This window comes from Candidatus Njordibacter sp. Uisw_039, assembly GCF_047730075.1.
In the GTDB taxonomy this organism is placed as follows: domain Bacteria; phylum Pseudomonadota; class Gammaproteobacteria; order Pseudomonadales; family Balneatricaceae; genus Njordibacter.
In genome coordinates, this window is the sequence record NZ_CP159831.1 from 2,729,153 (window position 1) to 2,742,527 (window position 13,375).

The window sequence follows — 13,375 nt, forward strand, 5'->3', positions numbered from 1 at the left end:
AAGCAGATGTTCTAATGTGCGGTTCTATCTCGCAAAGAAGACTCTGTGAACGAGGGTTCTTGGGAGCATTTTAAAGTGCCACAATCCATCAGCAGGGTGATTAGATTTAGTGTAGTACTCCCAAGCCTAGCTCAAAAAAGGAACCACCCACTGGAGCTTTTTTTATGTCTATATCTACTGCTATACTAGATTGGAATAATAACAAGAGTAGCCCTTATGAAGACTCATCACATCCTCATAGTAGAAGATGAAGCTATTACTCGAACTAAGCTTGCAGGCTACTTTGAGTCAGAGGGTTATCGTGTCACTGCTGTGAGCTGTGCAAGAGAAATGCGAATTGTCATCAACCAAGAAGACATCAGCATGCTTCTGTTAGATATTAACTTACCAGATGAAAGTGGTTTATTGCTGGCCCGCGAAGTAAGAGCCACAAGCAATATGGGCATCGTATTGGTGACGGGTAAAACTGACGACATAGACCGTATTGTTGGACTAGAAATAGGCGCCGACGATTATGTCACTAAACCGTTTAACCCACGAGAACTTTTAGCACGAGTGACTAACCTGTTGCGGCGCATTCATAGTCATAGTAAAGAACCCGTACAACACAAATCCATCTACCCTTTTGATGGTTTAGTGTTAGACGCCTCTCGTCGCCATTTACTGGGCCGAGATCAACAAGAGATTAAATTGACTAGAGCTGAATTTGAACTCTTGTATGTATTTATGACCCACCCAGGTCAAGTACTTAACCGTGATCGTTTATTATCCCAAGTCACCCATCGCAGCTGGGATCCAAACGATCGCACCATAGATGTGTTAATCATGCGTTTAAGGCGAAAGTTGGAACGGGACTATAAACAACCTATGCTGTTAACCACTGTCCATGGAGAAGGTTATTTGTTCAGCGGTCTAGACGAACAGTAGCCTTAACACTAGGCTATATGTGCAGCGCTCCAATTGTTAAGGGCTTTTTGTGAAACTTTTACCAGCTCAGGCAAGTCTTCTAAAATCAAATCTATACTCGTAGGTTGGCCATGCTTAGTTTGGCTTTCCAACTGGTTAACTAATTGGTACAAGGTCTCAAGCCCCAAACTTCCCGCAGCATTTTTAAAATTGTGTGCTAAATCACTTAATTTCACCCAGTCCTCATGTTGCCGTGCAAGTTTTATAGCTGCCATATTGTTACTACAAGCTTGAGCAAAAAGGTTAACCATCTCTAACAGACAGACTTTACCTAACACACTGAGGTCATCGTTAAGCAATTTCTCGTTAACCAACTGTGCTTCTGCTTCATTAGGCATAGATATTAACTTCTTCTGTGCTTGGCTAACCCCTAGTAGCAACTCATTTAACCGTTCTGGATCTATGGGTTTGCCAACAAAACCATCTAGCCCTGAACTTAGATAAGAATCAACTTCCTCAGGGAAGATATGCGCTGACATGGCAATAATCGGGATCTTTAACCCCAAGCGTTTGTGTACTTGGTGCATTCGCAAGGTGGTTTCAACACCGTCCATGCCTGGCATACTAATATCCATCAGGATAAGGTCGAAATGTGTTTCCGCCAGAGCTAGAGCCTCAAATCCGTCCTTGGCCAACGTCACTTTGTGCCCCTCATGACTCAAGTAGCCTTCTACAACTATCCGACCAATCTCATTATCTTCTACTAACAGTACATCCATGCTAGGCACAGCCGTATTAGTTTCAGCAAAACTGGGCGTTAACGGTAAGTATTCTGAATCTGGCCAATAAGGTAATTCAAACCATACTTTTGAGCCTTGTTTCACATCATTTTCAACGCGGCTACTAATACCCATAGTGCCTTCCATGGCTTCCACTAAGGTTTTACAAATAGATAAGCCTAAACCGGTGCCACCAAAACGTCTCGAGGTTGACGCATCGTATTGGGTAAACGGCTGAAAGAGCGTCTGATGCATGTTTTCAGGAATACCTAAACCCGTATCTGTCACTTCAAAACGTAAGCGTTCACTTAAACCATCGTCTTCAACCAAACTAATGTAAAGCTCGATATACCCCACGGTGGTGAATTTAATGGCATTGCCCAGTAAGTTGAATAACACTTGTTGGACCTTACCCTGATCGCCTACAAGGGTGTGCTGTTTAAGCTGCTGCGGAATATGAACGTCTAGCTGCAGCCCTTTTTCTGCCGCTGCACCAGACATTAGGGCCACCATGTTAGCCTCTACCTTTTCTAGCTGATAGGGTAGATGCTCCATCTGCATGTGCCCTTGCTCTACCTTGGCGTAGTCTAAAATGCCATTCAAAATACCCAGCAAGGCTTCTGCAGCTGCCTGGCTCAATCCTATATATTCCGTTTGCTGGCTGTCTAATTGCGTTTTTTGCAACAGCTTTAAGGTACCTAGCACGCCGCTCAAAGGCGTCCGTACCTCATGACTCATAGTGGCCAAAAATTCAGTTTTAGCTAGGTTCGCTCGCTCCGCTTCCGTACGAGCAAGTTCATGCTTCTCAGCTGTCGCCAACAGCTCCTGGTTGAGCTGCTGGAGTTGCCCTGTGCGCATCTGGATCTCTTGCTCCAGTTCAGACTGATAGTTCCTTAAACGCAGTTCTACAGCTTCTTGTTGCTGCTCTAGTTGCTGGCGAGCGCGCGCATTTTCTTTAAACACCTGTACAGTTTTGGCCAAACGACCTAGCTCATCATGGCCACTAATTTGCAATTGATAATCCAGGTCACCTTGGGCTACCGCTAAAAAGGCTTGATTTAACTGGGTTAATCGACGGAAAAGATTACGTTTTACATAAAACCACAATACGCTTATCGCCACTACGGCCAAAATTAAACACGCGATCAATAATATGTTGCGCCCATTAGCTACCGCAGTGCGCGCCTCTTCTGTAGCCTTTTGCACTTTTGCACTTGCAGCCCTACTGGCACTATCTGCCTGCTCATTAAATGCTTTGGTCAATTTAACACTAGCATTATTCAGCACTACTAATTGGCTGTGCACATTAATGTTACTTCGTTGCAAGGCAAACAGATTATCCGCAGTACTTGAGGCAATATTAGCTTTAACTACCGACAACAAATCTAACCCTTGTTGCCGGCGGCCTGGGTCATTCACCTCGGCAACTCGGCGCTGAAGCACGGCCATATTAAGTTGAATGTCCTGCTCAATTTTATATAACGCTGTCAAAGTGGTTTGCACGGGCACTCGGGTCAGTAAATCCATTAAGTGTGCAGATCGTTGGCGCAATTCGTACATCCGGTCCATATGATCTAAATCAACCTCAATGAGGCGATCAAAAGCAACATATAAGGCATCTTGCCCAGCATCAGTATTGGAATTAGAATTGGCATCTGCCAAGTCATACAAGCTAGACGCTACTGCAGTGGTCATGGTGTTGGCGTTAGCCACCAAAGAGGTGCTAATATTATGGATCTTGCTCATGGCAAGCAACGTTTTACTTTGCAGTACACCTGCTTTTTGTAGATAGTCTAGTCGTCGTTCAACCAGACTAATTTGCCGCACTAAGTTATTGCTGATGTTAACGCTCATACTCTGCAATACTAGGCTTTCGAAAGGGTAGTCACTGGTCTCCCCATGCCAAATGGATGAATCTCTTAGTTGCTGTAATTGATATTCGATAGTGGCGGTAATCTTCTTACGTTCAGGCTCATTAGTCACACCTAATAGTGCAGGGGCGGCAGTGGCTAAGCTAGCGTTAATCTCTGTTAAGCTGTGGGCCGCAATAATGCTAGGGATAGCCTCATCGATGACTGAGTTTTGTTTACTGGCGACGCGTTCATAGCCTTGCCAACCGATTACGGCAGCAACTAATAACAAACTAATGGTTAAGATCATGGCCAACAGTAATTTACTGCCGACGCCAAGGTTGACAGCCATAGGCACTCAGAAGGTAGACTAACGTAGGCGTAAAATACCACAATACACTGTAGTACCACAGCCGCTTTTAATCCTTAAATGTGCCACCTAAGGTAGTTAACACCATGATTTTTCGTTTAACACATAGTTTGAGTTTGATTTTATGCCTTGGGGTTAGTTCCTCTACCTATGCTGCGACGGAAAATGTATGGGATATTGTGGCCTGGGATCCACCGTTTGATTATCAGGGCCAGATGCGACCATTGCTATACCAACCCATAGAAGACGCTAGTAAGCCATGGCACCTATGTGTTACTTACCCTCATCTTAAAGACCCTTACTGGCTTAGTGTTAACTATGGCATGGTAGAAGAAGTGAAGAGATTAGGGGTAAACATGACGGTTCTTGAAGCCGGTGGCTACCCTCAGCTGACCACCCAGATAGAACAGCTTAAGCATTGCACCGACACAGCCAGTGATGTCATTATTGTGGGCACTGTTTCCTTTAACGGACTGTCGCCTAGCATCCGCAAAATTGCGCAAACCACTCCAGTTGTTGCTGCTGTCAACGACATTGAGAACGTTGGCATAAGTGCTAAGGCCGCGGTGTCTTGGTACACTATGGGACAAAAAGTGGGGCAATACCTTGCCCAACGCCACCCTGTTAAGGGTGCTAATAACGCTAAAGTGGCGTGGTTTCCAGGCCCTAAAGAATCGGGATGGGTAAAATTTATTGATGACGGTTTCCATGATGGTATTGCTGGCTCAGGTGTGCAGATAGTCGCAGTGAAATGGGGTGATACTGGCAAGGAAATTCAGCGTAATTTGCTCCAAGAGGTATTGGAAGAAAGTATTGATTTTGATTACATTGTTGGCACAGCGCTAACAGCAGACGCGGCTGTAAGTGAACTACTCAGTCGTAATTTACGTGGTAAAATTGGCATTGTATCTACCTATTTCACCCATAATGTATTTCGTGGTATTAAGCGTGGCCATATTTTAGCAGCACCGACAGATTCACCTGTATTGCAAGGCCGTTTAGCTGTGGATCAGGCAGTACGAATTCTTGAAGGAAAGCTCACAGAACCACACCTTAGCCCACGCATATTAATGATTGATCAGCATAACGTAGGCCAGTTCAACACTGAAAATTCCCTTGCCCCTGCGTCCTTTTGGCCCACTTTTGAAGTTATTTCAGATTCACCATGATCTATAAATTAAAGACTAATTATCACCCATGACCACAACAGAAATTCCTCAAACTCAACTAGTCTACGATGTATTCATTATTGGTGGTGGCGTTAACGGTTGTGGCATCGCACGTGATGCTGCAGGTCGCGGTGTAAGCGTAGCTTTAGCTGAGAAGAATGACCTCGCCCAGGGCACCTCCTCGGCTTCTACAAAGTTATTCCACGGCGGTTTGCGTTATTTAGAATTTTACGAATTCGGCCTAGTGCGCCAAGCGTTAAAAGAGCGTGAAGTGTTACTACATAATATGCCCCACATCAGCTGGCCTATGCGTTTTGTACTACCCCATGTAAAAGGTATTCGGCCCGTCTGGTTAGTGCGCTTAGGATTGTTTATTTACGATCACTTGGGTGGCCGCAAATTGCTACCAGCCACAAGTACCCTTAATTTACGCAACCACTATGCCGGAAAACCGCTTAAGCCAAGCCCCTTACCAAGGCCTTTGAGTATTCCGACTGCTGGATAGACGATGCTCGCTTAGTTGCTCTTAATGCTCAGGATGCAGCCACATTAGGCGCCAAAATTATGACTCGCACAGAGTTTGTGGCCGCTCACAGCAAAAACGGAATTTGGCAAGTTACCGTTAAAAACACAACTAACCAACAACTGCAAACTCTGCAAGCTAAAACGCTAGTCAACGCTGCTGGGCCTTGGATTAACCAAGTCATTGAGGATCACTTGGGCACCAAGTCCGAACATAAAATTCGCTTAGTTAGGGGTAGTCACATTGTCGTCAAGCAACTGTTTAAACATAACCACGCTTATTTCTTCCAATCCAGTGATCAGCGTATCGCCTTTGCTATTCCCTACGAAGAAGACTACACCCTCATTGGCACCACAGACCAAGACCATCCGCACACTCCAGAATCTGCAGCGTGCTGCCCTGAAGAAAGCCAATACCTTATGGCTTTAGCAAACGAGTTCTTCAAGCAACCAATCACTGCTGAAGATATTGTCTGGAGTTATTCAGGTGTGCGACCTTTATTCGATGATGGCGCCAGCAAGGCCCAACGAACGAGTGATCTAGGTATAGATTTTGGCCATAACCTAAGCCAGACTGAGGTGACTTGGCTGATACAGCATGAATTTGCCATAAGCGCCGAAGATATTCTTTGGCGGCGTACCAAGCTTGGACTAAAATTTAGCCAGCAACAATACCATACACTAGAGCAATGGCTTGTTCAGCAGCAAGGGTCTGAGTAGACCCTGCACAGACCCAACATATTAGGGTTGAAGAAACGCTAATTTAAAGCGCATATTCTCAATACGCGGCTGCAGCCTTGTGCCAAAGTGAGCTACTGTTGTTTCCCATTGATCCGTTGGCACGGCCACAAATATGCCTTGTTTCTGTATGGCCAAGTTGTCCAGCTGATCTAGCTGCACAGGTTTAGCTTTGTCGTGACTATAAAAGCGCGCAGAAAACTCTAAGTCAGAACCAAGGTAGTAAAGCCTGGACCAATTGGAGTGACCGCCGTTTTGAGGTTGTTGTGCCACGTATTCAGCAATGCGTTTTTCAGTTTTCATCAAATCGTTATTATTCGCAATTACCACACTAAACACTAATGCAGCTGCAGGCATAAACCACATCACCAAGGTAAAGCCAAGTTGACGCCATCTCTCGCCATTATAAAGTTTAACCATAGCCCAACCCATAAGTAAGGCAAAGGCTGGCATAGAAGGCAGGGCATAGGTCCAGATAACATTGCCTGCAGGGGTGAAAAATACCGGTGTTACCAGAGCCCATAACAACACATAGATAACCACTGGCTGTTTAACGGCCTGCCATAGGGTTTGGCGCCAGCTTGTCTTAAACAGGTGGCCTAACAATAATAATAGGGCCAAAGGCCCCCAGGGTGCAGAGCCACCCAACCAATGCAACCAGATCATACCTTTTGGTTCTTTGTGGGCATGACCATATAGATCGCCCATCCAACCTGGGTCCACAAAGCGCATAAAGTGCTCGCCCACAATAAAGTAATTAATAAACCCCGGGGTTTTTAATTCAGCTAATATGTACCATGGCAGCGTGATAACTAAGGTTAATAAAGTGCCCCGAATCCAAGGCATAGACCGCAAATAAAACATGAGTTTACCTTGCAGTAACACCCATACAGCTATAGGTGCGCCACTAATCACTAATGCCAACGGGCCTTTGGCCAACAAGCCAATACCTAAACCAATAAAAAACCCATACCGCCAATACCACACATTTTCCTTAGGTGCTAAATAAAACCCCACCATGGCCCATGTGGTACCCAAAGATAAGTATGGATCTGTCATCACTGTACCAGCCGCTACAAAGGTAAGCACCATCCCGCCATACACCACTAAACTAGCTGCGGCTACCTGGGTATTAACAACACCCACAGCAAGACGCCAAAGCATCCAAGCAGTGGCTAGAAACGCCAACAATGCAGGTAAACGACCAGCAAATTCGTTGATGCCAAATAATTTGAACGAGATAGCTTGGGCCCAGAAAGACAAGGGAGGTTTGCCCCAAAAAGGTACCCCTGGCTCAAACCATGGAGTAATCCAATCATTGGTTGTCATCATTAAACGGGCAATTTCGGCGTACCTAGGCTCTGTAGTATCAGCAAATGGCACCACCACCATGGCTATAACACGCACCAATAACAAGACGCCTAATAACCAAATAAGATTAGTCCGTTGTAACATTAACTGGGGTTCCTTCTGCTGCTGTACGGGTGTGATTGTTAGCTCTTTGAGCTGACTTTTGCACCACATCTTGAATAATAAATAGTGGCCGCTGCTTGGCCTCGAAATACGTTTTGCCAACGTATTCCCCCAACACACCTATAGAGAGCAACTGCACACCCCCTAAAAAAGTAATCATGGCGATAATTGTTGGAAACCCAGCTGAGTCATTGCCAAAAACGAGCGCTTCAACGACTATCCAAGCTCCATAGAAGCCACCTAATGCGGCTGTAACTAGCCCCAACAGCACCATAGCCCTGAGTGGCACGACAGAAAAAGACGTAATACCTTCAAAGGCCAAGCCAAATAAGTTGAAATAGTTCCACTTGGTTTCGCCTGCAGCACGATCTGCCACATCATACTCCATTACATGAGTGGGATAACCTACCCAAGCAAATAAGCCTTTCATGTATCGATTTCGTTCTGGTAATCGGTTAAGGGAATCTAGTGATCTGCGGCTCATAAGCCGAAAATCTCCCGTATCCTCTGGGATATTCATAGAGCCTGTAATACGGTTCATGATGCGATAGTAAATGAAAGAGCCCAATTTTTTGACCCACGACTCACCCTCTCGATCACGCCGTTTCATGGCCACGATATCAGCCCCAGCACGCCACTGTTCTAGCATTTCGGGAATTAACTCTGGAGGATTTTGTAAATCTGCATCGAGCACGATAATGGCTTCACCCAGAGCTTGCTCTAAACCAGCAGACAAAGCAGCTTCTTTACCAAAGTTGCGGGATAAAATAACAGCCTTTACGCATTCGTCATCTTGCGTTTGTTGGATCAGGTAATTGGCACTAGCATCCTTACTACCATCGTCCACCATCACCATTTCGTAATCTAAGTTAATGTCATGCATAACTTTTCTTACTCGCTCAAATAACAGTGGCAACACTTCCATTTCGTTATACACAGGAATTACCAGAGAAATCATCGGTGTCACGCCGGTTGAAGTTGCTCTAGCTGCTTGACTAGGTGTCTGATTTTGCACGAAACACTACCTTTTTATATAACAGAAAATTAACTACCATGACTACGGCTGTGGTCACCACTTGGGCCATCAATGGCTCTGGAAATAACCCACCGTAAAGGCTATAGAACAGCGCTAAATTCAACAACCAACTAACTGCCACAGTTGGAATATAAGCCAACAGCGCTTGTTTATGTTGGCGCTTAGTTTTGAAGGTGAAAAAATACTGTAAAACATAGTTCACAATAGCACCTACAAAAGCACCAATGCTCGAAGCCAACACTGCCTCTATGTGCAGATTAATTAAACCCCATAACGTGGCCCAATGGACCGCCGTAGCAATGCCACCGCTTACCAAAAAACGTAGCACTAGCTTAACAAGTTTTAACAGGGATGAGACGTTTGCCATCTATAAGGGCCAAATGTGAGCGATAATGGGGCTAAGAGTGCAAAATTATAAAATAATTCCCTTCCCAGAACAATTAATCAGTACACCAAACATAGACCGTGATCATCGGCTTGGTATATAGTGCGGCGACATGAATTTATCAATAGGTTCTGACCCATGAGTAGGACTCAAAATTTACTATTAATCACCTGCTTAGCGCTGGTTGCCATAATAAGTACGTATACCTATTTAGCCAAACAAAATAGCTCTAATATATGGTATAGCCCAGGCCAGGTAAGCCAAGGTCAGATTTTATATTTAGACCATTGTGCAGGGTGCCATGGAACCCAGGCTCAAGGTGCAGAAAATTGGACGCAACTTGATAGTAATGGTAACCGCCCAGCACCACCTTTAAATGGCAGTGGCCATGCTTGGCATCATTCTTTAGCTGATCTAACCCAAACAGTTACTCAAGGTCGCGGCACCATGCCAGCCTGGAAAGACACACTTACCGAAGAAGAAATTATGGCTATTTTGGCCTCAGTTCAAAGCCGCTGGCCAACCACAATCTACACAGCTTGGTCGAAGGCAAATCCATGACTCAGCTAGCCACACCCCATACAACAACACCTAACCACCTGTATCGCAACAGCGCCATCATGGTCATATTATGTGGCCTATTGTGGAGCACGGCTGGTGTTGGCGTACGCTATATCAGTGAAGCATCAGGCTGGCATATCGTATTTTTTCGTTCCATTAGCTTAGTTCTCACCATATTTATGGTGATGGCTTGGCGCAATAAAGGCGACCTTGTCACACCTTTAAAGCGCACTAATAAACTTAGCGTGTTGGCGGGCCTTTTTATGGGTGCTTCATTTTTTGGCAACATTTTTGCTTTGCTTCACACCAGCGTGGCGAATGTGACCTTCGTATTGAGCTCATCACCTTTTATAGCTGCCTTGCTTGGCTGGCTTATCCTCGGTGAGCGTGTCAAAAAACGTACCTGGGTCGCCATTGCTCTCACTAGTGTTGGGGTCAGCGTCATGGTGGGCCATGCCCTGAGTGGAGACGGCATCATTGGCATGGCTTTTGCTCTAATGATGGCCGTTTGTTACGCTGCCTTTAGCGTGATCATGCGCCGTGGCAAAGGTAGCGATATGTTACCTGCTGTCGTGATTGCTAGCTTTTTTTCTATGTTAGTGGCGGCCCTTGCCATTGATGATTTTGCCATAAGTTGGGCAGACCTTGGTATATGTCTAGCCCTAGGGTGTTTTCAAATGGGGTTGGCCTTGGTGTTGTTTATCTCTGGGTCAAAACACGTACCTGCAGCGGAACTGACTTTACTAACTATGCTCGAAGTCATCTTGAGCCCTATTTGGGTGTGGTTTTTATTTAATGAGCACCCAGGTAATTGGACGTTAGTCGGTGGTAGCATCATCATGCTCGGCGTTATGGTACAAGCCATCGGCGCCCGCCGTCGTCACCCCCAACCACAAATATTTTAACTAGTTGCGGGGGCTAGGCTTAAACAAACGCAAGCGGTTAGCGTTAATTACCACAGTAAGCGATGACAAGGACATAGCCAAGGCTGCTAGCATGGGACTGAGTAACATGCCCGTGAGTGGAAATAGCACACCTGCAGCAATAGGAATGCCCAAGGTGTTATAAGTAAAGGCGCCCCACAAGTTTTGTTTAATATTACGTAAAGTAGCGTGACTCAATTCAATGGCATCTGCCACACCATGCAATGAACTGTTGAGTAAACATAGATCTGCACTCTCAATCGCCACATCAGTGCCCTGACCCATAGCAACACCCACATTAGCTTGGCTTAAGGCCGGTGCATCATTAATGCCATCGCCCACCATGGCCACCACATAGCCTTGGTCCTGTAGTTGTTTGATGTTATTTAGTTTGTCCTCAGGCATGAGTTCTGCAGCATAGTCGTCCACAGCCACCAAACTAGCCACCCTTTGTGCTGTTGCTTGGTTGTCTCCCGTTAACATCATTACCTTTATGCCCTGGGCTTTAAGCCGTTTTACAGCTTTCACACTGTCTTGCTTCAAAGCATCTTCAAGGGCGAATGCCGATATCAATTCACCTTTATGAGCCAGTAATACTAAACTTCTAGCAGCGTGCTTCTGTACCCTTAACCAACCTTTTGCAATGCTTAAATCAACCTTATGAGCCTGCATTAGCTTCACACTACCCATGATAAAGTCACCACTGATCACACCCATGCCCTGTAAAGAAGTAAAGTGTTTGGCAGTTGGCGCTGCAAAGGATGAGTCTGGGTCTTTAAGCGATTGCTGCTGCTGACAATATGCCACAATCGCCAAGGCAATAGGGTGCTCAGATGCTTGTTCTATAGTTTCGGCAATAGCTAAACTTTGCACCTCATCCGCACCATTAAAGATGGCATAATCTTCAACGCTGGGATGACCCTGGGTTATGGTACCGGTTTTGTCCAGCACCACCCAATCGATATTACTGGCTTGTTGCAGCGCTTCGGCATTACGCACCAACACCCCCATTTGTGCGGCTTTACCCACACCAATCATTACTGAAATGGGTGTAGCCAAACCCAAGGCGCATGGGCAGGCAATAATAAGCACCGATACGGCGCTGACAAAACTATAAGTAAGGACAGGTTGAGGGCCAAAAAAGTACCATAATAACGCTGTTATCATGGCGATAACGATCACCACAGGCACAAAAATCGTAGCCACTTTATCTGCTAACTGGCTAATAGGCGGTTTACTATTTTGCGCTTGCCTAACCATCTCAACAATGCGAGCTAAGGCGGTGTCTCGGCCCACACGCGTGACTTCATATATCACACTGCCTTGGCCATTAATGCTACCAGCCACCAATTCGTCACCTAGTCGTTTGATTGCTGGCATAGGCTCACCGGTAAGCATAGCTTCATCAAAGTAGCTCTCACCTTGGGTGACCCTGCCATCCACCGGCACCCGTTCCCCTGGTTTAATACGTAACAAGTCTCCCACTTTAACTTGGATAATATTAACCTGCACCTCAGCATCCCTCACTGCGCCGCCTGATCCCACCAAACAGGCATGGCTGGGCCGGAGGCCAAGCAAGTTTTTAAGGCTAGATTGGGTTTTAATGCGTGCACGCATCTCTAACACTTGGCCTAGGTTAACTAAGCCAATAATCATTACAGCGGCTTCAAAATAAACCCCCCGAGCAGCCTCTGGGAACATGTTTGGCCGATAAACCACCAAGATAGAATACAGCCAAGCGGCACTGGTCCCTATAGCGATCAAAGTATCCATGTTGGCATGGCCTGTCTTCAGTGCCTTAAAGCCACTCTTATAAAAATGCTCACCCGTCATTAACATTATTGCCAGGGTAAGCCAGCCAACAGCACGGAGTACAAACGGATCAGCGATCTCCATACCAAATAACATCAAACCAACACCTAAACCAACACCTAAAGCAGCATGCCAAGACCGGCTCTTCAAAAGTTGACCTAATTCATTGGTTTGTTGTTCCTCAGCTAGGGCAGGGTCTTCTATCAGCCTCGCGCCATAACCTGCATCTTGCACAGCTTTGATAAGCTGCTGAACGTCTCCACCACTAACTTCTGCAGTTCGGCTAGCAAGGTTCACCTGCGCAACCACTACACCGGGGGCTTGGTTAAGCGCCTTTTCAATATGCCCCACGCAGCCAGCACAAGTCACTCCAGACAGGGATAATTGTGTGATCTTGTCTTGTACGGCATTAGTCATGGCTGTTAACCTCCATTATTGGCGTGTCCCAATCTTCAATAAGGTGACAAATATGATGCCCATCAGGGACGCCGTCGGGCATAGTTTGCCATTGTTCCAAAGCTAGCTGCATGCGTGCCATTTGTTCTTCTAGAAAGCGTATTTTTGCCGCTACCAGTGGTACCCGTTGACGTAGCATATCTCTCACCATAGGGCAGGGGGAGTCGCCTTTAGTCGTATGTTGCAAGATACCCTGTATATCTTTTAAGCTAAAACCCAAAGACCGAGACTGGCTAATAAAGACCAGTCTTTGCACTGCATCTTGGTCAAATAGCTGGTAGCCGTTATGGGCATCCCGTTGCGCTTTTAACAGCCCCAAACGGCTGTAATAACGCACGGTTTCGGCGCTCACCTGCGCTGTTTTGGCGAGCTGACTTACAGTTTTCATACACTGT

Annotated in this window: 12 protein-coding genes; 6 read left to right on the forward strand and 6 right to left on the reverse strand. The window is 45.9% G+C overall.

The features are described from left to right. The first annotated feature begins 216 nt into the window (after window positions 1-216). Complete coding sequence (gene torR, locus ABXT70_RS13065) at window positions 217-927, forward strand: two-component system response regulator TorR (RefSeq protein ID WP_443640898.1); 711 nt, start codon at window positions 217-219, stop codon at window positions 925-927. An 8-nt stretch (window positions 928-935) separates the two neighbouring features. Here the strand turns inward: torR and torS are convergent, their stop codons facing one another. Then, entirely contained in the window at window positions 936-3,887 is a 2,952-nt protein-coding gene (gene torS, locus ABXT70_RS13070; protein ID WP_443640899.1) for a TMAO reductase system sensor histidine kinase/response regulator TorS, read from the reverse strand. Window positions 3,888-3,991: 104 nt separating this feature from the next. Between torS and torT the strand changes: the two genes are divergently transcribed. The 3 genes from torT to ABXT70_RS13085 are packed head-to-tail and all read left to right on the forward strand — an operon-like array spanning window position 3,992 to window position 6,316. After that, the gene (gene torT, locus ABXT70_RS13075) at window positions 3,992-5,074 is read left to right on the forward strand and encodes a TMAO reductase system periplasmic protein TorT (protein ID WP_443640900.1); all 1,083 of its coding nucleotides are present in this window, start codon (window positions 3,992-3,994) and stop codon (window positions 5,072-5,074) included. Window positions 5,075-5,102: 28 nt separating this feature from the next. Continuing rightward, window positions 5,103-5,579, forward strand: coding sequence for an FAD-dependent oxidoreductase (locus tag ABXT70_RS13080; protein ID WP_443640901.1), 477 nt, complete (start codon window positions 5,103-5,105; stop codon window positions 5,577-5,579). Then, window positions 5,576-6,316 carry an FAD-dependent oxidoreductase gene (locus ABXT70_RS13085; RefSeq protein ID WP_443642522.1) on the forward strand — a complete coding sequence of 247 codons (741 nt, stop codon included), beginning with the start codon at window positions 5,576-5,578 and terminating at the stop codon, window positions 6,314-6,316. Before ABXT70_RS13080 ends, ABXT70_RS13085 begins: the two co-directional genes overlap by 4 nt. A 21-nt stretch (window positions 6,317-6,337) precedes the next feature. Here ABXT70_RS13085 and ABXT70_RS13090 read toward each other — a convergent pair whose 3' ends face one another. From ABXT70_RS13090 to ABXT70_RS13100, 3 genes are read right to left on the reverse strand one after another with little or no spacing between them, the layout of a single operon-like run. Next, complete coding sequence (locus ABXT70_RS13090) at window positions 6,338-7,789, reverse strand: ArnT family glycosyltransferase (RefSeq protein ID WP_443640902.1); 1,452 nt, start codon at window positions 7,787-7,789, stop codon at window positions 6,338-6,340. Beyond that, window positions 7,773-8,822, reverse strand: a complete 1,050-nt coding sequence (locus tag ABXT70_RS13095) for a glycosyltransferase family 2 protein (RefSeq protein WP_443640903.1) — start codon at window positions 8,820-8,822, stop codon at window positions 7,773-7,775. The genes ABXT70_RS13090 and ABXT70_RS13095 overlap by 17 nt, the downstream gene beginning before the upstream one ends. Beyond that, complete coding sequence (locus ABXT70_RS13100; RefSeq protein WP_443640904.1) at window positions 8,803-9,210, reverse strand: GtrA family protein; 408 nt, start codon at window positions 9,208-9,210, stop codon at window positions 8,803-8,805. Before ABXT70_RS13100 ends, ABXT70_RS13095 begins: the two co-directional genes overlap by 20 nt. Window positions 9,211-9,366: 156 nt before the next feature. On the opposite strand from ABXT70_RS13100, the gene ABXT70_RS13105 reads away from it, so the two are divergent. Then, window positions 9,367-9,789: a c-type cytochrome gene (locus ABXT70_RS13105; RefSeq protein WP_443640905.1), complete on the forward strand. Its 423-nt coding sequence runs from the start codon at window positions 9,367-9,369 to the stop codon at window positions 9,787-9,789. Then, window positions 9,786-10,694, forward strand: a complete 909-nt coding sequence (locus tag ABXT70_RS13110) for a DMT family transporter (protein WP_443640906.1) — start codon at window positions 9,786-9,788, stop codon at window positions 10,692-10,694. The genes ABXT70_RS13105 and ABXT70_RS13110 overlap by 4 nt, the downstream gene beginning before the upstream one ends. Here ABXT70_RS13110 and ABXT70_RS13115 read toward each other — a convergent pair whose 3' ends face one another. Next, window positions 10,695-12,941, reverse strand: a complete 2,247-nt coding sequence (locus ABXT70_RS13115) for a heavy metal translocating P-type ATPase (protein WP_443640907.1) — start codon at window positions 12,939-12,941, stop codon at window positions 10,695-10,697. Continuing rightward, a complete protein-coding gene (locus tag ABXT70_RS13120) occupies window positions 12,934-13,368 on the reverse strand; it encodes a MerR family transcriptional regulator (protein ID WP_443640908.1) in 435 nt (144 codons plus the stop codon). Before ABXT70_RS13120 ends, ABXT70_RS13115 begins: the two co-directional genes overlap by 8 nt. Window positions 13,369-13,375: the final 7 nt, after the last annotated feature.

Excerpts from the sequence above, each read along its gene's own strand:
- torR (WP_443640898.1), top strand. The coding sequence starts at position 217 with ATGAAGACTCATCACATCCTCATAGTAGAAGATGAAGCTATTACTCGA.
- torS (WP_443640899.1), bottom strand. The coding sequence starts at position 3,887 with ATGGCTGTCAACCTTGGCGTCGGCAGTAAATTACTGTTGGCCATGATC.
- torT (WP_443640900.1), top strand. The coding sequence starts at position 3,992 with ATGATTTTTCGTTTAACACATAGTTTGAGTTTGATTTTATGCCTTGGG.
- ABXT70_RS13080 (WP_443640901.1), top strand. The coding sequence starts at position 5,103 with ATGACCACAACAGAAATTCCTCAAACTCAACTAGTCTACGATGTATTC.
- ABXT70_RS13090 (WP_443640902.1), bottom strand. The coding sequence starts at position 7,789 with ATGTTACAACGGACTAATCTTATTTGGTTATTAGGCGTCTTGTTATTG.
- ABXT70_RS13100 (WP_443640904.1), bottom strand. The coding sequence starts at position 9,210 with ATGGCAAACGTCTCATCCCTGTTAAAACTTGTTAAGCTAGTGCTACGT.
- ABXT70_RS13105 (WP_443640905.1), top strand. The coding sequence starts at position 9,367 with ATGAGTAGGACTCAAAATTTACTATTAATCACCTGCTTAGCGCTGGTT.
- ABXT70_RS13110 (WP_443640906.1), top strand. The coding sequence starts at position 9,786 with ATGACTCAGCTAGCCACACCCCATACAACAACACCTAACCACCTGTAT.
- ABXT70_RS13115 (WP_443640907.1), bottom strand. The coding sequence starts at position 12,941 with ATGACTAATGCCGTACAAGACAAGATCACACAATTATCCCTGTCTGGA.
- ABXT70_RS13120 (WP_443640908.1), bottom strand. The coding sequence starts at position 13,368 with ATGAAAACTGTAAGTCAGCTCGCCAAAACAGCGCAGGTGAGCGCCGAA.